Raw genomic sequence first — 24,010 nt, forward strand, 5'->3', positions numbered from 1 at the left:
CACCCGGAGACCCCTCGGGGTCTCCGGGCTTCGTGACCCGTCCTCCCACCGTCATTCCCGCGAAAGCGGGAATCTCTCCGGTAAAGCCACAACGAGATCCCCGCTTTCGCGGGGATGACGGGAGAGGATTGGGCCGAGAGTTCCGCCCCCGCGCCTGTCGCGCACAGCCCGGAAAGGATGCACGCCATGGCCGCCATCGCCTCGAGCCGGCGCAAGGCGACGCTGCTCCTCGCCCCTTCGGTCACGATCCTGATGCTGTGGACCTTCGTGCCGCTGGCCGCGACGATCTACTTCTCGACCCTGCGCTGGAACCTGATGAATCCGGCGCGGCGCGGCTTCGCAGGGCTGAACAACTACACCTACCTGCTGACCGACCCCTCGTTCTGGAGCGCGATCCAGAACACGCTGGTCCTGGTCGCCGCCGTGCTGGCCATCACCGTGGTGTTCGGCACGCTGATCGCGATCCTGCTGGACCAGCCCTTCCCCGGCCGCGGCATCGTCCGCGTCCTGATCATCGCGCCGTTCTTCGTGATGCCCACGGTCAGCGCCCTGGTCTGGAAGAACATGATGCTGCACCCGGTCTCCGGCGTGCTGACCTGGGTCGCGCGTTCGGTCGGGCTGGAGCCGATCGACTGGCTGAGCCAGGCGCCGCTGGCCGCCATCATCATCATCGTCGCCTGGCAGTGGCTGCCCTTCGCCGTCTTGATCCTGCTGACCGCGCTGCAGTCGCTGGACCATGAGCAGCGCGAGGCGGCGCGGATCGACGGCGCCGGGCCGATCGCGATGTTCTTCTACATCGTGCTGCCGCACATGCTGCATGCCATCGGTGTGGTGATCATGGTGCAGACCATCTTCCTGCTGTCGATCTTCGCCGAGATCCTGGTCACCACCAATGGCGGGCCGGGCGACGCCAGCACCAACCTGACCTACCTCGTCTACCGGAACGGCCTGCAGCAGTTCAACGTCGGCAACGCCTCCGCCGGCGGCGTGGTCGCCGTGATCCTGGCCAACATCGTCGCCTTCTTCCTGGTGCGCGCTTTGGCCCGCACCCTGCGCAAGGGGGCCTGAGCCATGGCCATGCAGAGAAGTCGAAGCCAGGCGGTCGGCGTCACCATCCTGGGCTGGACCGTCGGCCTGGTCCTGTTCTTCCCGATCGCCTGGATGGTGCTGACCAGCTTCAAGACCGAGGTCGAGGCCTTCGCCACCCCGCCGTCGATCTTCTTCACCCCGACGCTGGAGAACTACGCCGCCGTCGAGTCCCGGATCGACTACTTCAAGTTCGCGCTGAACTCGGTCTACATCTCCTTCGGGTCGACCTTCCTGTGCCTGATCATCGGCGGCATGGCGGCCTATTCCATGGCCTTCTTCCCGACCAAGCGGACCGAAGGCACCCTGTTGTGGATGCTGTCGACCAAGATGATGCCCGCGGTCGGCGTGCTGGTGCCGATGTATCTCGGCTTCCGCGACCTCGGCCTGCTCGACACCGTCACCGGCATGGTCCTGCTGATGACCCTGGTCAACCTGCCGATCGTGGTGTGGATGCTGTACACCTACTTCCGCGACTATCCCCGCGAGATCCTGGAGGCGGCGCGGGTCGACGGCGCCGGGTCGTGGCAGGAGATGCTGTACATCCTCCTGCCCACCACCCTGCCCGGCATCGTCTCGACCTCGCTGCTGACCATCATCCTGGCCTGGAACGAGGCGTTCTGGAGCATCAACCTGACCACGGCGAATGCCGGGCCGTTGACCGCCTTCATCGCCTCCTTCTCCAGCCCGGAAGGGCTGTTCTGGGCCAAGCTCTCCGCCGCCTCGACCCTCGCCATCGCGCCGATCCTGGTGCTGGGCTGGATCTCGCAGCGGCAGCTGGTGCGCGGCCTGACCTTCGGGGCGGTGAAGTGAAGCCAGGCTACGACTTCATCGTCATCGGCGGCGGCAGCGCCGGCTGCGTCGTCGCCAGCCGGCTGGTGACCGAGCGGCGGGCCCGGGTGCTGGTGCTCGAGGCCGGCCGGCGGCGCGGCAGCCGCCTCTTGGACATGCCGGCCGGCTACATGAAGTTCCTGGGCCAGGACACCTACCTGACCCTGAATGAGACGGTGCCCCAGCCGCAGCTGGGCGGCCGCGCGCCGATCATCCCGACCGGCAAGCTGCTGGGCGGCGGCAGCGCGGTCAACGCCATGGTCTACATGCGCGGCCGTCCCGCGGACTACGACAGCTGGGACGCCGAGCTCGGCGGCAATTCCGGCTGGGGCTGGGACGACCTGCTGCCGTCCTTCGTCAAGCAGGAGGGCAACGACCATCTCGGCGCCCCGGCGCATGGCACGGACGGGCCGCTGAAGGTCTCGCATCTCGGCCAGCATTGCGAGATGAGCCGCGCCTTCGTCCAGGCGCTGCAGGCGATGGGCGTGCCCTACCGCCCCGACTTCAACGGCGGCGAACAGGCCGGCGTCGGCTTCATGCAGCACACCATCGACGCCGCCACCCGCAGCCGCTGCAGCGCCGTCGCCGCCTTCCTCGGCCCGGTGCTGCGCGACCCCAAGCTGACGGTCGAGACCGAGGCGGTGGTCACCCGCATCCTGGTCGAGAACGGCCGCGCCACCGGCGTCGACTACGTCAAGGACGGGCAGAGCCGCCGCGCCTTCGCCGGGGTCGAGGTCATCCTGGCCGCCGGCGCCTACGCCTCGCCCAAGCTCTTGATGCTCAGCGGCATCGGCCCGGCCGCTTCGCTGGGACGCCACGGCATCGCGGTCAAGGCCGACCTGCCCGGCGTCGGCGCCAACCTGCAGGACCATCACGAGGTGCCGGTGGTCGCCGCCACCAACGGCGCCTATGGCTATTTCGGCCAGGACCGCGGCCTGCCGATGCTCAAGGCCGGGCTGCAGTACCTGATGTTCAAGACCGGGCCGGTGACCACGACCGGGGTCGAAGCCTGCGCCTTCATCGATCCGGATGGCGACGACCAGAGCGACCCCAAGCTGCAGCTGTACTGCGTGCCGACGGTCTATCTCGACCGCGACGTCACCGGGGTGGCGCCGACCGACGGGGTGACGCTGAACGCCTGCCTGATGCGGCCGAAGGCGCGCGGGTCGGTGACGCTGCGCTCCGCCGACCCGGCCGATGCGCCGCTGATCGACTGCAACTTCTTCGGCGACGACGAGGATCTGCGCCTGTCGGTCGCCGGGCTGCGTTACGCCCGCCGGGTGCTGGCCACCGACCCGGTGCGGCGGATGGTGACATCCGAGATCTTCCCCGGCGACGCCACCACCGGCGACGACGAGCTGGCGGCGCATTGCCGGCGGACGGTCAAGACCAACTACCACCCCGTCGGCACCTGCCGCATGGGGCCGGACGGCGACCCGATGGCGGTGCTGGACCCGATGCTGCGGGTGCGCGGCATCGGCGCCTTACGCGTCATCGACGCCTCGATCATGCCGCGGGTGACCAGCGGCAACACCAACGCCCCGGTGCTGGCGATCGCCGACCGGGCGGTAGACCTGATCCCCAACTGACCTGCCTCGACCCAAGGAGACGACCATGTATCGCGAGAAATTCGACCTTTCCGGCCGCGTGGCGGTGGTGACCGGCGGCGGGCGCGGCATCGGCCGGGCGACCTGCGAGGCCCTGGCCGAGGCCGGGGCCAAGGTGGTGGTGGCCGAGATCCTGGCCGACAACGGCACCGACACCGCCAAGGCGGTGGGCGGCGAATTCGTCAGGCTCGACGTCACCGACCCCGACGCGGTGACCAAGGCGGCCGACGACATCCGGGCCCGGCTGGGCCGGGTCGACATCCTGGTCAACAACGCCGGCATGGCCCGCAACAGCGACGCGCTGGAGACCAGCGACGATGAATGGCGCAAGGTCATGGACCTGAACGTCAACGCGGTGTTCTGGTGCGCCCGCGCCTTCGGCAAGCACATGGTCGCGGCCAAGAGCGGCAGCGTGATCAACATCGGATCGATGTCCGGCATCATCGTCAACAAGCCGCAGGGCCAGGCGCATTACAACGCCAGCAAGGCGGCGGTGCACCTGCTGACCAAGTCGCTGGCCTGCGAATGGGCACCGCACGGCGTGCGGGTGAACGCCATCGCCCCCGGCTACATCGCCACCGACATGACCCTGGCCGGCCGCACCAAGACGGAGTGGTACAACCAGTGGATCGAGATGACGCCGATGGCGCGCTGCGGCGAGCCGTGGGAGATCGCGGCCACCGCCCTGTTCCTGGCGGCCGACGCCTCCGGCTTCTTCACCGGCGCGATCCTGGGCCCTGACGGCGGCTACACCGCCTGGTGACGGTTGCGGCGCAGGGATGATGCGAGGCTGGGGCCCGCGGAGAAGCGGAACCTCCAGCGCGGAGCATCAGCCTCTCCCTCTACCGTCATTGCGAGCGCAGCGAAGCAATCCATCGGGCAGCCCGTACGGTGCCATGGATTGCTTCGTCGGCTGCGCCTCCTCGCAATGACGAAGAGGGGCGCGTGAGCCGATGTGCCGCTTCCGATTCGAGTCGCGTTTGTTCCTGATATGTTCTAATCTGCCGGCATGGCCGACACCCTGCCCGCCACCGCCTTCCTGACCCTGCTCGACGCCCGGCTGGCCGCCGCCCTGGGGCCGCCGCCGCGCTGGCTGTATCCGGACCCGGTCGACATCCTGGTGCTGGCGCTGCTGTCGGCGCGGACCGAGGACGAGGCGGCGCTGGCCGCCATCCGCGTGCTGCGCGTGCGCTTCCCGCATTGGGACGCGCTGGCCGACGCCGACCCCGCCGTCATCGAACGCCTGGTCGGCCGCACCACCTGGCCGGACCGGAAGACGCTGCATCTGCAGGAATCGCTGCGCGCCCTGAGGGCGGAGCGCGGCCGGCTGGAGCTCGACTTCCTGGCCGGGCTGCCGGTCCCCGCCGCCTCCGCCTGGCTGCAACGGCTGCCGGGGGTCGGACCGAAGACCGCGGCCTCGGTGCTGCTGTTCAGCCGGCTGCACATGCGCGCCCTGCCGGTCAGCACCGGCCACCACCGGGTGGTGAAGCGGCTGCGGCTGATCTCACGCCGGGCGACCGCCGAGGCCGCCCACGACCCGCTGCTGGCGATCCTGCCGGAGGCGTGGGACGCCGCCCGGATCGAGCGGCACCACTGGCTGGTCAAGCGGCTGGGCAAGGATTGCTGCACCGACCGCCAGCCGCGCTGCTGGCGCTGCCCGGTGCGCGACCTGTGCCCCAGCCGGGGCCGCATCCGCCCGTCGCCGCCGCACCGCATCCGGCAACTGGACCTGCCGCTGCTCGGCCCGCTCCGGCCGGACCCCGCCATGGGCGCCGGGACCGGGGCAGCGGGAACCCTTGCCGGCCGACGCCACCGTGCTGTCGCCGAGCCCTCCCCTCAGCACGTCGTTCTGGGTTGACCCGAGAAGGTTCGCCATCCTGGTCGGATCGGCATGTAATCGATCGATGGTGCCAGATGGAGCCGGATGCTCGCCACGGATGGGTCCAGATTGCGTCGCGCGTCGAAATAAGATCATATGCAACCGGGGGTCGCGGACGCGGGAGAAATGCTTGGCTGCCGACGACATTCTGTGGCGGCAGCTGGTCAAGCTGACGCAGCGGCCGGACCTGACGCTGCAGGTTCAGCTGCGCGGCGCCATCGCCCAGGCGGTGCTGGACCGGCGACTGCCGCCGGAGACCCCGCTGCCGTCGTCGCGCCGGCTGGCCGAGATCCTGGGCATCAGCCGCAACACCGTGACCATGGCCTACAACCTGCTGACCGAGGAAGGCTTCATCTCGGCGCGCAGCCGGTCGCGGCACATGGTCGACCCCGCCGCGCTGGAGAACGCCCGGGCGACCGGGGTGCGGGCCGACCCGCCGGTGCGGCGGCCGGACTGGGCCGGGCGGCTGGCGAGCCGGCCGTCGCGCCACCGCTACGTCACCACCAAGCCGGCCGACTGGCACAGCTACCGCTATCCCTTCGTCTTCGGCCAGCCCGATGCGACCCTGTTCCCGACCGCGGAATGGCGCGAGGTGGCGCAGATGGCGCTGCGCTCGGTCGCCATCCGCGACTGGGCCGGCGACCATGTCGACAGCGACGACCCGCTGCTGATCGAGCAGCTGCAGAAACGGGTGCTGCCGCGCCGCGGCATCTGGGTGTCGCCCGACCAGATCCTGGTCACGGTCGGGGCGCAGAACGCCATGTATCTGGCCGCCGCCCTGCTGCTGAACCGCGACAGGACCGCCGGGCTGGAACAGCCCTGCTATCCCGACCTGCGCAACCTTTGCCGCCAGCACGGCGCGCGCATCGCCAACCTGCCGATGGACCGGCAGGGGCTGCGGCCCTCCGGCATCTTCGCCGATTGCGACGTCATCTTCGTCCAGCCCAGCAACCAGAACCCGACCGACGCGACCATGCCGCTGGAGCGCCGGCACGAGCTGCTGCAGGCGGCGGCGGTGCACGACCTGCTGATCGTCGAGGACGACTACGACAGCGAGCTGACCTATGTCGGCGAGGCGACACCGGCGCTGCGGGCGCTCGACCGCGACGACCGGGTGATCTATGTCGGCAGCGTGTCGAAGACCCTCGCCCCAGGGCTGCGGCTCGGCTACATCGTCGCGGCGCCGGAATTCATCGCCGAGGCGCGGGCGATGCGGCGGCTGACGGTGCGCCACCCGCCGGCCAACAACCAGCGCGCCGTCGCCCTGTTCCTGCAGCTCGGCCACCACGACGCGTCGATCAAGCGACTGATCGCGGCCTATCGCGATCGAGCCGCCGCCATCGCCGAGGGCCTGCGGACCTATCTGCCCGAGGTCGACTTCCGGGTGCCGACCGGCGGGTCCGCCCTGTGGGTCGAAGGGCCCGCGGGCGTGTCGATGGATGCGGTGGCCGCCGCGGCGGCGCCGCAAGGCCTGCTGTTCGATCCCGGGAGCGTCTTCTTCGACCATCCGGTACCGCCGGAGAACTTCCTGCGCCTGGGCTATTCCGCGATCCCGCTCGACCGCATCGATCCCGGCGTCAAGCTGCTGGCGCGGCTGATCCGCGAGGAGCAGCACAGCCCGCGCCGCCACGCCGGCGTCGGCTGACCGGGCCCGCCGGCCGCCCGGGGCGGCAGGCAGGCCCGGCCCCCCGGTCAGAGCACGAAGTCGGCCGCCGTCAGCGGGTGATCGGCGTAGACGTTGATGCCAAGATCGGCGATGCGGTCGCCATTGGTGTCGACATAGACCACCTGGACCGCCCCCGCCGTCACCACCAGCAGCTCCCCCGCATGGCCGGTGAAATTGGTGGTGATGAAGCTGAAGGCGGTGTCGCCGTTGCCGCTGTTGCCGTCCGCGTCGATCGCCGACAGGTCGATATGGTCGCCGGTCGAGAAGTCGAGGATCACATCCTTGCCCGCCGCCGCCACCGTGCTGTCGCCGATGCTGGTGTAGGCGAAGCTGTCGTTGCCGGCGCCGCCCTTCAGCAGATCGCGGCCGCCACCCCCCGTCAGCACGTCGTCACCGGCGCCGCCCGACAGCGAGTTGTCATTCTCGTTGCCGGTCAGGACATCGTTCTGGGCCGACCCGCTCAGGTTCTCGATCCCGGTCAGGGTGTCGCCCTGGGCGTCGCCGCCCAGCCCGGTGCCGCTGGCCAGGCTGACCGTCACCCCGGCGACCGAGGTGGCGTAGCTGGCGGTGTCGATCCCGGCGCCGCCGGTCAGCGCATCGGCGCCGGCCCCTCCCTCGAGGATGTCGTTGCCGGCGCCGCCATCCAGCTGGTCGTCGCCGGCGCCGCCAAAGATGTCGTCGTTGCCGTCGTCGCCGAAAACCGTGTCGTTGTCGGCGCCGGCATCGATCGAGTCGTTGCCGGTGCCGCCATGGATGGTGTCGGCGCCGACGCCGCCGACGAGCCGGTCGTTGCCGTCGCCGCCATCGAGGATGTCGTTGCCGTTCTCGCCGTTCAGGGCGTCGTCGCCGCCATTTCCGGCCAGAGTGTCGGCGCCGTTCTCGCCGCCGATGAGGTTGCGGTTGTTGTCGCCGCTGAGATGGTCGTCGAAGCTGGAGCCGTAGAGGTTCTCGATGTTGGTCAGCACATCGCCCTGGGCGTCGCCGCCCGAGTTGGTGTGGGCGAGCAGGTCGACCGTCACCGCCGAGGCCGAGCCCTGGTAGTTGGCGAAGTCCGAGCCGCTGCCGCCGTCCAGCGTGTCGCCCCCGGCGCCGCCGCGAAGGGTGTCGTCCCCTTCGCCGCCGAGCAGGACATTGGCATTGCCGTCGCCGAACAGCTTGTCGGCCAGGGCGGAGCCGGTGACGTTCTCGATGCCGGTCAGCGTGTCGCCCTGGGCGTCGCCGCCGAGGCCGGTGCCCAGGATCAGGTCGACCGTCACCCCGGCCGACGACCCGACATAGTCCACCGTGTCGATGCCGGCCCCGCCACTGAGCTGGTCGGCGCCCAGGCCCCCATGCAGGGAGTCGTCGCCGAACCCGCCCAGGAGGATGTCGTTGCCGGCCAGGCCGTCGATGGTGTCGTTGCCGTCCGACCCGAGCATCCGGTCGTTGCCCGCATCGGCCCACAGCGAGACCCGGAACACGTCGAAACCGGTGCCGTTGCCCTCGGCGCCGACTCCGGTGTTGGTCGCCTGGGTCTGGAAGGTGACGTAGTGCCCGTCGGCCGAGATCTGGGGCGTGTTCGAGAGGTCGTTCAGCTGCGACCCGTCGGCGGCGACGGACAGGCGCGTCACATTCCCAGTCACCATGTCCTTCAGGAAGATGTCGCGGAGCCCGTTGGTGTCGTCCTGCACCAGGTTGCTGGCGAGGCTGAAGAACACGACGTAGTGCCCGTCGGCGGAGATCACCGCCTGGCCCGAGAGGTCGTTGCTCTGGCCGCCGTCGCCGGCGGCGGAGGCGCGGATGGTGGTGTTGGTCTGCAGGTCGCGAACGAAGATGTCGGTGGCGCCGTTGGTGTCGCCGGCGACCAGGTTGGTCGCGTCGCTCTGGAACACGACGTAGCGGCCGTTGCCGGAGATCGAGGCGCCGGAGGACCCGGCATCGCCCGACCCGCCGCCGGTGGAGGCCGAGACCAGGGTGGTGGTGCCGGCGGCGATGTCGCGGACGAAGACGTCGGTGACGGCGCCGTTGCTGTCGGTCGCCACCAGGTTGCTGGCGGTGCTGACGAAGGAGACGCGGTTGCCGTCGTCGGACAGGCGGGCGACCAGGGAGTTGCCGTTGGCCTGCGACTCGTCATCCGCCACCGAGATGCGGGTGACGGCGCCGGACGACAGGTTCTTGACGAAGACGTCGCTGAAGCCGTTGCTGTCGCCGCCGACCAGGTTGGTCGCGGTGCTCTGGAAGCCGATGAAGGCGCCGTCGCCGGTGACGTCAACATTCTGCGACGCGCCGTTGGCCTGGCTGCCGTCGGACAGGGTCGAGACCCGGGTGGTGACGCCGGTCAGGGTGTCCCGCATGAAGACATCCAGGGCAGCGTTGCTGTCGCCGCCGACCAGATTGGTCGCGGTGCTGTTGAAGAACACGAAGCGGCCGTCATCGGTGACCGCAGCCACGCTGGAGACGTTGTTGCCCTGCGTCCCGCCGGTCGCGGTCGAGAGCAGCGTGGTGGTGCCGGTCAGCGTGTCGCGCAGGAACACGTCGAAGAAGCCGTTGACGTCGCCGCCGACCAGGTTGGTCGCGGTGCTCTGGAACACGACATAGCGGCCATCGGCCGACATGACGCCGCCGGTGGCGATGTTGTTGGCGCTGGTACCGCCGCTGTCGACCGAAATCCGGGTGAGCGAGCTGGCATTGACGGTCATGACGGAAGACCTCCCCATCGAATCTGTTGCCGATGACGGGCCCCAACGGGGAAGCGCCACCGGAAAATCAAAATTAAAACAAAATGATGCGAACAAGAATTATATGAAAAATGGACGTGGGTTCACACGCCGGACCCACAGCGTTCTACACGCCCCGACCGGTCCCGGCAATCGCCCGGCGTTTGTCTCAAACGCGCCGCACCGGCGGCCGGCCGGAGCCCCGGCGGATCCGCGGGCGGCGGGATCAGAGCACGAAATCAGCCGCGGCCAGGGCGTGGTCGGACAGGACGACGATGATGGAGTCGGGGCTCTTGTCGCCGTTGATGTCGAGATAGACGCCCTGGTAGCCGTTGGCGAGGGCCACCACCGCCACCTCGCCCGCCTGGCCGGTGAGGCCGCCGGCGGCGAAGGTGAAGCTGCTGTTGCCGTTGGCCGGCTTGCCGTCCGCGTCGATCGCCGACAGGTCGATCCTGTCGCCGGTGCTGAAGTCGGTGATCGTGTCCCGCCCCGCGCCCGCCACGGTGCTGTCGGTCACGCTGACATAGGCGAAGGTGTCGTTGCCGCCACCGCCCTTCAGCAGATCGGCCGCGCCCCCGCCGGTGAGCACATCGTCCCCGGCGCCGCCCCACAGGGTGTTGGCGTTGGCGTCGCCGGTCAGCGCGTCGCCGAGCGCCGAGCCCAGCACCTGCTCGATGCTGCTGAAGGTGTCGCCCTGGGCGTCGCCACCCGAGGTCGCACCGGTGGCCAGGTTCACCGTCACCCCGGCGGCCGAGCCGGCGTAATTCGCCGTGTCGATGCCGGCGCCGCCCTTGAGCGCGTCGGCCCCGCCGCCGCCGGCGAGCACGTCGTCCCCGGCCCCGCCGACCAGCGCGTTGGCGTTGGCGTCGCCGGTCAGAGTGTCGGCCACGGCCGATCCGACCAGATTCTCGATGAGATGCAGGGTGTCGCCCTGGGCGTCGCCGCCCGAGGCCACGCCGGTCGCCAGGTTGACGGTCACCCCGGCGGCGGAGCTGGCATAGCTGGCTATGTCGATGCCGTCATCGCCGTTCAGCGCGTCGGCCCCGGCCGCCCCTTCCAGCACGTCGTTCTCGCCGCCGCCGTCGAGCTGATCGTCGCCGGCGCCGCCGTAGAGCACATCATTCCCGTTGTTGCCGAAGACGATGTCGTTGTCGCTGCCGGCATCGATTGAATCGATGTCCTTGCCGCCGTTGATCGTGTCGGCGCCGGCGCCGCCGGTGAGACGGTTGTTGCCATCGCCGCCGTTGATATTGTCGTTGCCGTCTTCCCCGGCCATGACATCATCGCCGTCAAAGCCGATAAGCGTGTCGTTGCCGGCCCCACCGCCGATGATGTTGCGGCCGTTGTCGCCGCCCAGCCTGTCGTCGAAGCTCGATCCGTACAGGTTCTCGATGTTGATGAGCGTGTCGCCCGCGGCGTCGCCGCCCGAGGTCTCGCCGGCCAGCAGGCTGACCTGGACCGCCGCAGCCGAGCCCTGGTAGTTGGCGATGTCCGAGCCGTCGCCGCCGTCGAGGGTGTCGCCCCCGGCCCCGCCGCGCAGCGTGTCGTCGCCCGCCATCCCGTTGAGCGTGTCATTGCCGTCGCCGCCGAACAGCCGGTCCGCCCCGTCCCCTCCGATCAGCGTATCATTGCCCAGCCCTCCGGCGATGATGTCGTCGCCCGCCAGCCCGTCGATCGTGTCGTTGCCGTCGGAGCCGATCAGCTGATCGGCCCTGGGCGTGGCGAAGAGCGAGACCCGGAACTCGTCATTGGCATTATTCGTGTCGGGGCCGACGTCGAGATTGGTCGCGCTCGAACGGAACACGACGGTGCTGCCGTCGGACGAGATCCTCGCTTCGAAGGAGTCGCCATTGGACTCCGTGCCGTCGGGCGCCACGGAGAGACGCGTCACCGTGCCGGTTACCATGTCCTTGACGAAGACGTCGTATTTTCCCGCGATGTCGCCCGCCACCAGGTTGGACGCCTGGCTCGAGAACACGACGTAGCGGCCGTCGCTCGAGATCTCGGCGCCGTTCGACGCCGCATCGGCCTCGGCCCCGGTGCCGGAGACGGAGACGCGGACCGTGGTGTCGGCCTGCAGGTCGCGCAGGAAGATGTCGCGGACCGCGTTGGTGTCGCCCGTCACCAGGTTGGTGGCGGCGCTCTCGAACACGACATAGCGCCCGTTGCCGGAGATCGCGGCATTGTCCGAATAGTCGTTCGCCTGGGTCCCGTCGGTGGCGACCGAGACACGCTCGGTGGTCCCGGCCGCGAGGTCGCGGACGAAGATGTCGTCTTTCGAGTTGGTGTCGCCCGCGACGAGATTGTTGGCGCTGCTGACGAAGGCGACGCGCTGGCCGTCATCGGAGACCCGGCCGTTCAGCGACTGGTTGTTGCCTTGCGCCTCATCGTCGCCGACCGAGACACGGGTCGTGGTCCCCGTCTGCAGGTCGCGGATGAAGATGTCGTTCACGGCGTTGGTGTCGTCGGCGACCATGTTGGTCGCGCTGCTGTTGAACACGACATAGCGCGCGTCGGCCGAGAGATCGGCATTGCCGGAATGCGAATCGCCCAACCCGCCCCCGGCGGGGACCGAGACGAGGAGTGTGGTGCCGGTCTGGACATCCCGCAGGAAGACGTCCGAGGCACTGTTGGTGTCGCCGGCGACGATGTCGCTCGCCGTGCTGTGGAAGATGATGTAGCGCCCGTCGTCCGAGATCCTCGAAAACAGCGCCTGGCTGTTGGCGTCGCCGCCGCCGGCGTCCACCGAGATCCGCGTCGTCGTGCCGGTCAGCGTGTCGCGCAGGAAGACATCCTGCAAGCCGTTGCCGTCGCCGGCGACCATGTTGCTCGCATAGCTGTCGAAGGTCACATAGCGGCCGTCCCCCGAGACCGACGCGCCCTGGGCCCTCTGGTTGCCCTCGATATTGCCGGTGCCGACCGAAATTCGCGTCATGACTACCCCCCCGATGAAATCAATGGCGAACATGGCCCGGCTTTCCGAATCTTCTCCACATTCGGAAATAAAAGAACAAAGAAATACTGTTCCCCAAGCCCTCGTGCTTTGTACACGGGCCCGCGAAACGCAGCAATCCATTGCACTTTCGTGTCGACCTTATGGCCGCGGTGTATGCGCCCCGGCGCTACCGCACCAGGATGGCGCGGAAGTCGTTCACGTTGGTCAGGGTCGGGCCGGTCACCACCAGCCGGTCGAGCGCCGCGAAATAGCTGTAGGCGTCGTTGCCGGCGAGGTAGTCGGCCGCCGCCAGCCCCTTCTCCCGCCCCTGGCCCAGCGTCGCCGCATCGATCCAGGCGCCGGCATTGTCCTCCGACCCGTCGATGCCGTCGGTGTCGCAGGCGATGGCGGCGATGCCGGGGTGGCCCTGCAGCTGCACCGCCAGGGCCAGCAGGAACTCGGCGTTGCGGCCGCCGCGGCCGTGGCCCCGCACCGTCACCGTGGTCTCGCCGCCCGACAGCAGCACGCAGGGCCGCGCCGCCGGCTGGTCGTGCCGGGCCGCCTGCTCGGCGATGCCGGCCAGCACCCGGCCGACCTCGCGCGCCTCGCCCTCCAGCGCATCGCCCAGGATCAGCGGCGTCAGCCCGAATTCCCGCGCCTTGGCCGCCGCGGCCTCCAGCGCCATCTGCGGCGTCGCCAGCATGTGCAGCGCCGCGGGCGGCAGCATCGCCGGGGCGGCATTGGCGCGGATCGCCCGCTCGACCGCGTCGGGGACCGGGATGTCGTAGCGCCGCAGGATCGCCAGTGCGGTCGCCGGATCGGCGCCGCCGGCCACGGTGGGGCCGGAGCCGATCACGCCGGGATCGTCGCCCGGCACGTCGGAGATCAAATAGGTGACCAGCCGCGCCGGCGCGGCCGCGGCGGCCAGGCGCCCGCCCTTGATCGCGGACAGCGCCTTGCGCACCGCGTTCATCTCCTGGATCGGCGCGCCGGAGCGCAGCAGCGCCTTGTTGACCGCCTGCTTGTCCGCCAGGGTCAACCCCGCCGCCGGCAGCGACAGCAGCGCCGAGGCGCCGCCCGAGATCAGGCACACCACCAGGTCGTCGGGCCCCGCTGTTCCCGCGAGGTCGAGGATGCGCCGCGCCGCGGCGAGGCCGGCGGCGTCGGGCACCGGATGCGCCGCCTCGACCACCTCGATCCGCCGCGTCGGCATGCCGTGGCCGTAGCGGGTGACGACCAAGCCCTCGCAGGGGTGCGGCCACAGCGTCTCGAAGGCATGGGCCATCCGCGCCGCGCCCTTGCCGGCGCCGAGCACGATGGTGCGGCCCTTCGGCGGCTGGGGCAGCAGATGCGCCATCCGCGTCTCCGGATAGGCGGCGCTGAGCGCGGCCTGGAACAGGGCCTCGAGGAGGACGCGATCGGACAGATCCGCGGGCATGGACACACTTCCCTACGACATCGGCCGGTGGCCGGGCCCGGCCATCGAAGGCGAGGACACGGCGCCGTTCAAGCCTGAATCGCAGGCAAGGGCCGAAAGCCTTTCCACCCTGCGAGAAAGAGGAAGGCGTAGGTTGGGTTCGCAATCGCGAACCCAACATCGGACAGATCGAGCCAGCGTTGGGTTCGCCAGCGCGAACCCAACCTACAATTCAAGCCCGATGCGGTCCGCCTCGAACGGCACGGCCAGGGTCGGGCCGCCGGCGATGCGGAGGTCCAGCCCGGCGGCGCTGCGGGTGATGGCCTCGACCCGGTCCCAGCCCGGCTCGGCCGGGATCGCGCCGAAGGCGTAGGCGATCTCGACCCGGCCTTCGGACGCGAGCGCGATCACGGTCGGGTAGCCCTCTGCATTCAGCAGGTTCGGCTCCATCGAGGCGCGGTGGCCGAGATGCAGGTACATGCAGCCCTCCTCGATCCCCAGCACGTGGCGGTGCCGGCTGGAGAAGGGCGGGTAGTCGCGGCCGCCATTGCTCATCCACAGCATGGTGAAGGGCAACTGCCGCGGATCCTTCAGCCCGAAGAACAGGAACCCGTCCGTGGCGGCCAGCGCCGCCGACCAGCCCAGCGCCGTGCCCGGCGCCTCGGCCAGCAGCACGATGTCCTCATGGTTCTCGGCGAAGGGATAGCGCGCGGCGTCGGCCGTGCCGCCATCCGCGAGCCGCACCTGGTCCAGCCCGGCGAAGCGCTGGGGATAGGCCAGGACCGAGCGGCCGCGCGCCGGGTCGGGTTCGACCGGGCCGGGCGGCGCGATGCCGAAGGCTTTGTCGGAGAAGCTGAGCGCCGCCCCGCCGGGCACCCGGACCATGGCGTGATGCGCCATCGGCAGCGCGCCGCTGCCGCCCTCGAAGACATGGCGCTGATAAACGATCGGCTGGCCGCGGCGCAGCGTCACCGCCTTGCGCACGGTGGCGCCGAACACGGTCTCCTGCAGGGTGAAGCGGGCGGTGACGCCGGCCGCCTCCTCGTCGATGCCGTCGAGGTTCCAATGCCCGTTGGCGGTCCAGCCATGGCCGGGCGCGCCGTCGATGTCGCTGTCGGCGAAGGGCGCGCAGAAGAAGTCCCCGGCGAGGTTTCGCAGGCCCAGCGGCACGTCGTCCGGCAGCGCCTCGCCGCTGTCGACCCAGGGGGCGCGGTGCAGCGGCCGGATCTCCCGCCCGTTCCAGCGGATCGCGACGTCGTGCAGATGCCCGCCCTCCGGGTTGAACACCACCCCGACCGTATCCACCGCGAACTCGATCATCGTCCCGTCGCCTTCCTGCAGCGCCTCGCCGGCCAGGACGGTTTCGTAGCATCAATCCAGCGGGTCGGGCGAGCCTGTGTAAACGTCACCATCAAATGCCCTGCGCAGCCGGTCCTTGCCCTGGCCGCCGGATGCGCGTTTCATGATTCACAGCCGCTGCATTGAAGAATCCATGGCCGACCGCCCGAGGGCATCTTCTGTGAACGTTTTCCCGGCCCGCCGATCGACCATCCGCGACGTGGCGGCGCGGGCGGGGGTGTCGATCGGCACCGTGTCGCGCGTCGCCGGCGGCAGCGCCCGGGTGGCGGAGGCGACGCGGGCCCGGGTGCTGGCGGCGATGGCGGAGACCGGCTACCAGCCCAACGCCGCCGCCCGCACCATGCGCACCAGCCGCACCCGGACCATCGGCTTCCTGATCCCCGACATGGCCAACCAGGTGTTCTCCCGCGTCGCCATCGGGGCCGAGGCGGTGCTGTCCGCCGGCGGCTACATGCTGTTCGCCTTCTCCTCCAACCGCTCGCCGGTCCGCGAGCTCGCCTTCCTCGAAGCGGCGCAGCAGCGCCAGATGGACGGGCTGATCATCACCCTGGCGGACGAGACCCACGGGCCGGTGATCGACCGGCTGAACCGGATCGGCGTGCCGCTGGTGATCCTGGACCGCGACGTGCCGGTGGCGGCGGACGTGGTCTACAGCGACCATGCCCGGCCGATCGAGACCCTGGTGCGGCAGATGGCGGCGCAGGGCCACAGGCGGATCGCGCTGATCACCGCGTCGGAGAAGATCCGGCCGGGCCGGGCCCGGGCCGACGCCTTCCGCAAGGCGGCGGCCAAGGCCGGGCTGACCGTCGACGAGGGCCTGATCCGGTCGCGCGCCCAGACCGCGGAGTATGGTGCGGCCGAGGCGCATGACCTGCTGACCGGGCCGAAACCGCCGACCGCGCTGATCGCCGGCGGCAACGAGATCTTCCAGGGCGTGCTGCGCGCCGTCCGGCTGCTCGGCCTGGCCATCCCGGGCGACCTGTCGCTGGCCGGCGCCGACGACCGCATGCTGGCCGAGCTGGTCGACCCGCCGATCACGGTGATCGACCGCGACATGGCGGAGGTCGGCGCCACCGCGGCCCGGCTGCTGCTGGAGCGCCTCGACGGCCTCGACGTCCCGCCGCGCCGGGTGCTGCTGGGCAGCAGCGTGGTGCTGCACGGGTCGATCGGCCGACCGAGGGGGAAGCGGTAGCCTGCCGAACCCCCTGAGGCGCAGGCCTCAACTTTTACTGTCATTGCCCGGCTTGACCGGGCAATCCAGGGGCCACCAAGAGCCGCTCTGACCGCCCCTGGATGCCACGGTCAAGCCGTGGCATAACAAGAAAGGGGTGCATTCGAAATGCATGCCATCCCCAGGCACCCATCGATCAAGCCCGGGAATGGCAATCCAAAACAACGGGGATCCCTCTCGCCTCAGAAGTTGAACTGGCCGATGTTGCTCTTGTCGAAGGTGGTCGGCTGCGACTGGGTCAGGATCTGGTTGTTCTCGCCGATCTTGATGGTGCCGAGCTTCGGCACGTCGAAGCTGCCGCCGGACTTCAGCTCGATCTTGCCGCCCATCACGCCGACCGCGAGATGCGAGGCCAGCCAGCCTTCATTGTAAGGGCTCCACAGCTGGAACGCCGTGACCGTGCCGTTCTCAATGAAGCGGCGCATCTGGTTCGGGGTGCCCAGGCCGGTGACATGGACCTTGGCGGCCTTGCCCGCCGTCTCCACCACCTGGGCCGCGGCGGCGACGCCGACCGTGGTCGGGGAGATGATGCCGGCGAGGTTCGGGTAGTTGGCCAGCAGCGCCTCGGTCTCGGTGGTGCTCTTCTGCGGGTCGTCATCGCCATAGGCGGTGGTGACCAGCTTCATGTCCTTGTACTTGGCGTTGGTCTCCAGCGTCTTCTTCATGTCGGCGATCCAGACATTCTGGTCCGGCGCGTCGGTGGTGGCCGACAGGATCGCGACCTCGCCCTTGTAGCCGATCATCGACCCCATCAGCTCGACCTGGGCCGACCCGGTCTGGCTGAAGTCGACCGGCAGGATGGCGGCGTCGCGATGCGCCTCGTTGCCCGGCACGTCGGAGTTGACGACGATGATCTTGACCCCGCGCGACCGCGCCCGGTCGAAGATCTGGTTCAGCGCGTCCGGGCTGTTCGGCGAGATCGCGATGACGTTGACGCCGCGCTGGATCTGGGCGGTGACGAAGGGGATCTGCGAGGTGGCTTCCGGCGTGGCCGGCGCCACCGTGGTGAACTCGCAGCCAAGCTCTTTGCAGCCGTCCTCGAAGCCCTTGATGATGCTGTCGAAATAGGGGTTCCCGGTGTTCTTGGGGATGTAGACGATCTTCACCGGGTCGGCGGCCAGGGCGGTGCCGGCGAACAGGCCGGCGGCGACGGCCAGGGCGGTGAGCAATGTCTTCCGGGGCATGGTGTTCCTCCTCGTTTGATGATTTGGGTTTGACGTTTCATTGAGGGTCAGCGCCGCCGCACCGCGGTGATGGCGTTGGAGGCGATGATCGACAGGATCAGGAGCAGGCCGAGCACGGTCAGCTGCGCCTCGATCGCGATGTTGGCCACGGTCATGCCGGTCTGGATGATCACCAGCAGCCACAGCGCCAGGAAGGTGCCGGCGATGGTGCCGCGGCCGCCGAAGATCGAGGTGCCGCCCAGCATCACGATCAGCACCATCTGCAGCTCGCCGCCCGAGGCCAGGTCGTAGCGCACCGAGCCGAGGCGCGACGCCATCATCTGCCCGGCCAGGGCCGAGACCACGCCGGAGGCGACGAACAGGATGGTCTTCAGCCGGTCGACCCGGATGCCGGCATGGCGCGCCGCCATCTCGCTGGTGCCGGTCTGGTAGATCTGGCGGCCGAACACGGTGCGGCCCAGCAGCAGGCCCAGCAGCAGCGCCAGCACCACGAAGATGATCACCGGCACCGGCACGATGCCGACCGCGGCGAAGTCGATGCCGACGAACCAGTCGGGGAAGCCGCCGATCGAGCGGTCGCCGGCGAAGATCTGGGCGATGCCGCGATAGAGGGTCATGGTGCCGATGGTGACGATGATCGACGGCAGCCGCAGCCAGGTGACCAGCAGAGCGTTGAACCCGCCCATGGCGGCGCCGGCCACGGCCCCGACCACCATCGCCGCCGGCAGCGGCAGCCCGGCCTTGACGGTCAGCGCGAACAGGCAGGTGGACAGCGCCATCATCGCCCCGACCGACAGGTCGATCTCGCCCGAGATCACGATCATGGTCAGGACCAGGGCGACGATGCCGAATTCGATGGTGTAGGTCGAACTCTCCAGCACGAAGCCGAGATCGGCAAAGAAGGGCGACAGCTGGGTGCCCACGATGGCGGCGATCACCAGCAGCAGGAAGGTCATCACCTCCGGCCGCAGCAGCGCGCGGCGCCAGGAGAAAGCGGGTCGTTGGTCCATCGGCAGCACCGTCATGCCCGCCCCCGGCGCCGGAGATGGCCGATCCCGCCTTCGCGCACCGACCGGTCGATCACCAGCGCCAGCAGGATGATGGCGCCGTAGATCGCGTTCTGCCAGAAGCCGGAGACGCCGAGGATCGGCAGCGCGACGGTGACCGAGCCGAGCAGCAGCACCCCAAGCGCCGTGCCCAGCACGCTGCCGGCGCCGCCATTGATGCTGACCCCGCCGATCACCACGGCGGCGATCACCGTCAGTTCGAAGCCGACGCCGGTGATGCCGGGGTTCACGTAGCCGAAGCGGGCGGCGTAGAGCAGCCCGGCCAGCCCGGCGCAGGCGCCGGACAGGGCGAACACCGCCAGCGTCACCGGCACCACCCGGATGCCGCGCAGCCGCGCCGCAGGCGGGTTCGAGCCGATGGCATAGATCTCGCGCCCGAAGCGCAGGTGGCGCAGCGCCAGATGGGTGGCGACGGCCACGGCCAGGGCGATCAGCACGATCCACGGGATCTCGATCGGCGAGGTCTGGGCCATGCGGATCAGGGCCGGCGGGATGTGGTTGGGGTCGACCTGGCGGCCGCCGGACAGGATGAACACCAGCCCGCGGAACAGGCTCATGGTGCCGAGGGTGACGATGATCGACGGCAGTCCGAAGCCGGTGACGATAGCGCCATTGACCAGGCCGAGCCCGGCGCCGATCGCCATCGCCAGCAGGAAGCCGATCCAGATCGGCACATCAGGATGGTCGCGGAACACCATGCCGACGGCGATGGCGGCGAAACCCAGGATCGAGCCGATCGACAGGTCGACATGGCGGGCGACGATCACCATCATCTGGCCCATCGCCGCCACCAGGATCAGCGGGATGGCCAGCAGGACGATGCGGAAGGTCTCCCAGGTCAGGAAGCGCGGCTCGACGGTTCCGACCACGGCGTAGAACAGCACCAGCATCACCACGATGCCGGCCTCCCGCGCCAGGAGCAGGCGGGTGAGAGTCGTCATGCCCCCGCCCCCACCCGCCGGCGGGGCACGGCGGCTTCCATGATCGCCTCCTGGGTCGCCTCGGCCCGGTCGAATTCCGCGGTCAGCCGGCCCTCGGACATCACCAGGATGCGGTCGCTCAGGGTCAGCAGCTCCGGCAGCTCGGACGAGATCAGCAGGATCGCCCGCCCGTCCGCCGCCAGGGCGTTGATCATGTCGTAGAACTCCGCCTTCACGCCGATGTCGATGCCTCGCGTCGGCTCGTCCAGGATCAGGATCTCCGGGTCGGTCATCAGCCAGCGCGCCAGGATCGCCTTCTGCTGGTTGCCGCCGGAGAGCTCGCCGATCGGCTGGCGCGGCGAGGCCAGCCGGATGCTGAGCTTCTCGATCGCCCGCCGTGCCGCGGTGCGTTCCATCGCCGGGTGGATCACGCCGTACCGCGCGATCTTGCCCGGCGCCGCGGCGGTGATGTTCTGGTCGACCGGCAGCGCCCGGAAGATGCCCGCGGCCGCCCGGTCCTCCGGCACATAGGCGAGGCCGAGGCCGATCGCCTGGGCGGGATCGGCGATCGCCACCTCGCGCCCCTTGACCCGGATGCGGCCGCGATCGGCCGGGGCGATGCCGAACAGCGCCCGCGCGACATCGGTGCGGCCGGCGCCGACCAGCCCGGCCATGCCCAGCACCTCGCCGCGGCGCAGGGTGAAGCCGATGTCGGAGAAGCGGCCGGCGCGGCCCAGCCGCTCGACCTCCAGCGCAACCGCGCCGATCGTCGCCTTCTCCTTGTGCAGAAAGGCCTTCAGCGGCCGGCCGATCATCAGCCGGATGATCTCGGCATCCGGCAGGTCGGCGGCGGCGGCGGTCGCGACATGCTCGCCGTCGCGGAAGATGGTGACCCGGTCGCACAGCGCCCGAACCTCCTCCAGCCGGTGGCTGATGAAGACCACGGCCCGGCCCTCGCTGCGCAGCCGGCGGACGATGGCGAACAGGGTCTCGACCTCGCGCGGGGTCAAGGGCGCGGTCGGCTCGTCCATCAGGATCAGCCGGCTGTCGGCGGCCAGCGCCCGGGCGATCTCGACCATCTGCTGGTCGGCGATCGACAGGCCGCCGGTCGGCCGCGTCACGTCGATGGCGACACCCAGCCCGTCCATCAGCCGGCGTGCCTCGGCCGCCATGTCGCGCCAGCGCACCCGGCCGAACGGCCCACCCGAGCCGCCGCCGATGAACAGGTTCTCCGCCACGGACAGATGCGGGAAGGAGATCGGCTCCTGGTGGATCAGGGTGATGCCCAGCCGCTGCGCCTCGAGCGGCGAGCCGATCTCGACCGGCTTGCCCCGCAGCAGCAGGCGGCCGGCGCTGGGCCGGTGCACCCCGGCCAGGATGCGGGCGAAGGTGGATTTGCCGGCGCCGTTCTCGCCCAGCAGAGCGTGGATCTCGCCGCCGGCCAAGGCCAGGTCGATGCTGCGCAGCACCTCGACCCCGGCAAAGGACTTGCCGATGCCTTCGGCGGCGATCACCGGCATGGCGGCGCTCGGCACTGCTGCGAACCGATCCGACGAAGCCTGCGGCAGCGTGCTCACATCCCTCCCCTCGGCGCTCTTCACCATGGGATCGCCCCATGGGCAGCGGCGCCTATTCATCAGACTGTTGCCGCATCCTTGGATGAATCCATGTAAACGTCAACATCTGGCGTGGCGCTTGGCCTAGCATTGTGGAATGGCACGGCGCCCACCGGCTTCCCTGCGCAACTGTTAAAACGTTTTCAGAGCCAGGGGCCGCGGCGGCGCATGCCAGACCTTCCGGCTTTCACCACCCGTTTCCGGCCGGGAGGCGTATGTCTGACATACGGGCGGAGGGTCGAATGATTCCCCGCTTCGGGGGATCGAAACCACCATGCGACTCCAGCGGCGCGGCGACGATGAGCCGATGGCCCCTGCACCCGAGCCGGTCGCTGCCGCCGCGCCGGGCATCGAAACGCCGTTGCTCGGCATCCTGTGCTCGCTGGTCGCCAACGTCATGTTCGCCTCCAGCGACGCGCTGGTGAAGGGCCTGACCGCGAGCTATTCGATCTTCCAGATCATCCCGATGCAGGTCGCCTTCGCCTGCATCCCGATCCTGATCATGCTGCGGCGCGACGGCGGCTTCCGGCGGATGCGCGCCGCCCATCCCCGGCTGATCGTGCTGCGCGGCTTCCTGGCCGGCATCGGCACCATCTTCGGCTTCTACGCCTTCTCCGCCCTGCCGCTGGCCGATGTCTACGCCATCGCCTTCTGCACCCCGATGGTGGTGACCATCCTGTCGATCCCGATCCTGGGCGAGCAGGTGCGCATCCACCGCTGGGCCGCGGTGGTGGTCGGCTTCCTCGGCATCCTGGTGATGGTCCGGCCGGGCTTCGAGGCGCTGACGCTGGGCCATCTCTCGGCCCTCGGCTCGGTCTTCACCGGCGCCGGGGTGGTGCTGATCATGCGCAAGATCAGCCGCGACGAGCAGCGCGCCGTGCTGGTGACGGCGGTGATGCTGGGGCTGCTGGCCACCAGCCTGCCGATCGCCCTGTTCGTGTTCAAGCTGCCGGCCTGGTTCGACGTGCTGCGCGTCGGCGCCGCCGGCCTGTTCATGGGGTCGGCCCAGTTCCTGGTGGTGCGGGCCCTGTCGCTGGCGCCGGCCAGCACCATCGCGCCGATGCAGTACACCATGATCATCTGGGCGCTGGCCTATGGCAGCCTGTTCTTCGGCAACGCCATCGACCCCTTCGTGGTGGTCGGCGCCGGGATCGTGATCTCCTCCAGCCTCTACATCATGCACCGCGAGCGCCGCCGCGGCCGGACGCTGCGCGCCCATGTGAAGTAGTTTCCCCGCAATTGCGTTCGTGATATATTCAACCCGTTGTTTATATTCAATTTTATTATTTATCGAGGATTTGATTATGATAGTATTCCGAGCTGCCGATCTTCGGCACGCGAGCGGCTGCGTGCACCCCTCGATCCCGGGGGTAACGCCATGACCGACCTCCTGACCCCGAAGGCCACGACCTCCGCCACCGCCGATGCCGCCAGCATCAGCCTGCTGCAGCTGTGCCAGATCTCCTATCTCGCCCCTTCGTCGATCCCGGGCGCCTTCCCGCTGGCCTGGCCCCTGCTGGGCGGCGGCGACTGGTCGCTGGCCTGGGGCCCGGCCCAGGATCCGGCCGAAGCCAATCTGGTCTATGTCGCCACACGCAACGCGCCCGGGCCGAACGGCCTGACCTGCCTGTCACTGGCGGTCGTCGTCCGCGGCACCGATGTGAACGTGTCGCTGCAGGGTCTGTGGGACCAGATCGTCGAGGATCTCGGCGCCGACAGCCAGCAGGCGCCGCCTTGGACCGCCCCGAGCGACGTCCTGATCTCGTCCGGCACCGCCGCGGCGCTGACCCAGATCGGCGGCATGAGCTCGGGCGGGCAGTCGCTGGTCGATTTCCTCGCCGGCTTCTACGACACGGCGGCCAACAAGCAGGTGCCGATGCAGGTGACCGGCCACAGCCTGGGCGGCTGCGTCACCACCGTGGTGGCGCCCTGGCTGCAGGCGATGCTGGGGCAGCAGGGGCTGTCGCCCACCATCGTGCCCTACACCTATGCCGGGCCGACCGCCGGCAACCAGGCCTTCGCCGACGCGTTCCACAGCGCCTATCCCACCGCGCGCTGCTACCAGAACACGCTCGACGTGGTGCCGATGGCGATGGCCCGGCTGGCCGAGATCCCGGGGATCTACGAGGATGTCGGGCCCGGCCTGCTGGCGCCGGTCAGCTTCGCCGCCGCCATCTTCGGCTACGCCTGGTGGCTGATCGACTGCGGCGTCTCCTATGCCGACATCCCCGACAGCATCCAGCTGCCCGGCACCTGGCTGGCGCCCGACGGCAACGACTGGCTCGGTCCCTGGGCCGACGAGGCGATGCAGCAGCACCACACCCAGACCTACATGGCCCTGCTCGGCGGCACCTCGGTCACCGCGGTCGTGGCCGAACAGCTGCCGCAGGCCACGCTGGGCCGCCGGCCGCGGGTCAACCGCACGGTGGCGAGCGACCCGCGCTACGACGCAAGGCTGGGCGCGGCGGCGGCGAAGCTGCGCCGGGCCACCGCCGCCTGACCCCTGACGAAAAGGC

Annotated in this window: 17 protein-coding genes; 9 read left to right on the forward strand and 8 right to left on the reverse strand. The window is 69.6% G+C overall.

Going from position 1 to position 24,010, the window contains the following annotated elements:
* The first annotated feature begins 186 nt into the window (after positions 1-186).
* The 6 genes from E9232_RS13965 to pdxR all read left to right on the forward strand — a co-directional run bounded on the left by E9232_RS13965 (position 187) and on the right by pdxR (position 7,048).
* The gene (locus E9232_RS13965; protein WP_309794757.1) at positions 187-1,068 is read left to right on the forward strand and encodes a carbohydrate ABC transporter permease; all 882 of its coding nucleotides are present in this window, start codon (positions 187-189) and stop codon (positions 1,066-1,068) included.
* 9 nt (positions 1,069-1,077) lie between these two features.
* The gene (locus tag E9232_RS13970; protein WP_441721663.1) at positions 1,078-1,899 is read left to right on the forward strand and encodes a carbohydrate ABC transporter permease; all 822 of its coding nucleotides are present in this window, start codon (positions 1,078-1,080) and stop codon (positions 1,897-1,899) included.
* Positions 1,896-3,506 (forward strand): GMC family oxidoreductase, encoded by a 1,611-nt coding sequence (locus E9232_RS13975; protein ID WP_309794759.1) that lies wholly within the window; start codon positions 1,896-1,898, stop codon positions 3,504-3,506. The genes E9232_RS13970 and E9232_RS13975 overlap by 4 nt, the downstream gene beginning before the upstream one ends.
* Before the next feature lie 25 nt (positions 3,507-3,531).
* The gene (locus E9232_RS13980) at positions 3,532-4,287 is read left to right on the forward strand and encodes an SDR family NAD(P)-dependent oxidoreductase (RefSeq protein WP_309794760.1); all 756 of its coding nucleotides are present in this window, start codon (positions 3,532-3,534) and stop codon (positions 4,285-4,287) included.
* A gap of 246 nt (positions 4,288-4,533) precedes the next feature.
* On the forward strand, positions 4,534-5,382 hold the full coding sequence (locus E9232_RS13985; RefSeq protein WP_309794761.1) for an endonuclease III domain-containing protein: 849 nt from the start codon (positions 4,534-4,536) through the stop codon (positions 5,380-5,382).
* Positions 5,383-5,533: 151 nt separating this feature from the next.
* Positions 5,534-7,048 carry a MocR-like pyridoxine biosynthesis transcription factor PdxR gene (gene pdxR / locus E9232_RS13990; protein WP_309794762.1) on the forward strand — a complete coding sequence of 505 codons (1,515 nt, stop codon included), beginning with the start codon at positions 5,534-5,536 and terminating at the stop codon, positions 7,046-7,048.
* Between the two features lie 47 nt (positions 7,049-7,095).
* On the opposite strand, the gene E9232_RS13995 is transcribed toward pdxR, so the two are convergent.
* The 4 genes from E9232_RS13995 to E9232_RS14010 form a co-directional block, all read right to left on the reverse strand.
* Positions 7,096-9,747, reverse strand: coding sequence for a hypothetical protein (locus E9232_RS13995; RefSeq protein WP_309794763.1), 2,652 nt, complete (start codon positions 9,745-9,747; stop codon positions 7,096-7,098).
* 244 nt (positions 9,748-9,991) lie between these two features.
* Complete coding sequence (locus E9232_RS14000) at positions 9,992-12,700, reverse strand: hypothetical protein (RefSeq protein WP_309794764.1); 2,709 nt, start codon at positions 12,698-12,700, stop codon at positions 9,992-9,994.
* Between the two features lie 187 nt (positions 12,701-12,887).
* Positions 12,888-14,138 (reverse strand): glycerate kinase type-2 family protein, encoded by a 1,251-nt coding sequence (locus tag E9232_RS14005; RefSeq protein ID WP_309794765.1) that lies wholly within the window; start codon positions 14,136-14,138, stop codon positions 12,888-12,890.
* Positions 14,139-14,342: 204 nt separating this feature from the next.
* Positions 14,343-15,437 (reverse strand): hypothetical protein, encoded by a 1,095-nt coding sequence (locus E9232_RS14010; protein ID WP_309794766.1) that lies wholly within the window; start codon positions 15,435-15,437, stop codon positions 14,343-14,345.
* Positions 15,438-15,636: 199 nt separating this feature from the next.
* Here E9232_RS14010 and E9232_RS14015 point away from each other — a divergent pair, with 199 nt between their 5' ends.
* Complete coding sequence (locus E9232_RS14015) at positions 15,637-16,668, forward strand: LacI family DNA-binding transcriptional regulator (protein WP_309794767.1); 1,032 nt, start codon at positions 15,637-15,639, stop codon at positions 16,666-16,668.
* A gap of 221 nt (positions 16,669-16,889) precedes the next feature.
* Here the strand turns inward: E9232_RS14015 and E9232_RS14020 are convergent, their stop codons facing one another.
* From E9232_RS14020 to E9232_RS14035, 4 genes are read right to left on the reverse strand one after another with little or no spacing between them, the layout of a single operon-like run.
* Positions 16,890-17,891: a substrate-binding domain-containing protein gene (locus E9232_RS14020; protein ID WP_309794768.1), complete on the reverse strand. Its 1,002-nt coding sequence runs from the start codon at positions 17,889-17,891 to the stop codon at positions 16,890-16,892.
* A 47-nt stretch (positions 17,892-17,938) separates the two neighbouring features.
* Positions 17,939-18,916 carry an ABC transporter permease gene (locus E9232_RS14025; RefSeq protein ID WP_309794769.1) on the reverse strand — a complete coding sequence of 326 codons (978 nt, stop codon included), beginning with the start codon at positions 18,914-18,916 and terminating at the stop codon, positions 17,939-17,941.
* Positions 18,913-19,899, reverse strand: coding sequence for an ABC transporter permease (locus E9232_RS14030; RefSeq protein ID WP_309794770.1), 987 nt, complete (start codon positions 19,897-19,899; stop codon positions 18,913-18,915). Before E9232_RS14030 ends, E9232_RS14025 begins: the two co-directional genes overlap by 4 nt.
* Entirely contained in the window at positions 19,896-21,455 is a 1,560-nt protein-coding gene (locus E9232_RS14035; protein ID WP_309794771.1) for a sugar ABC transporter ATP-binding protein, read from the reverse strand. The genes E9232_RS14030 and E9232_RS14035 overlap by 4 nt, the downstream gene beginning before the upstream one ends.
* Before the next feature lie 346 nt (positions 21,456-21,801).
* Between E9232_RS14035 and E9232_RS14040 the strand changes: the two genes are divergently transcribed.
* Positions 21,802-22,722 (forward strand): DMT family transporter, encoded by a 921-nt coding sequence (locus E9232_RS14040; protein ID WP_309794772.1) that lies wholly within the window; start codon positions 21,802-21,804, stop codon positions 22,720-22,722.
* Positions 22,723-22,872: 150 nt separating this feature from the next.
* Positions 22,873-23,994, forward strand: a complete 1,122-nt coding sequence (locus tag E9232_RS14045) for a lipase family protein (protein ID WP_309794773.1) — start codon at positions 22,873-22,875, stop codon at positions 23,992-23,994.
* Positions 23,995-24,010 lie beyond the last annotated feature (16 nt).

Origin of the sequence: Inquilinus ginsengisoli, assembly GCF_031453975.1 — a bacterium.
Taxonomy (GTDB): domain Bacteria; phylum Pseudomonadota; class Alphaproteobacteria; order DSM-16000; family Inquilinaceae; genus Inquilinus; species Inquilinus ginsengisoli_A.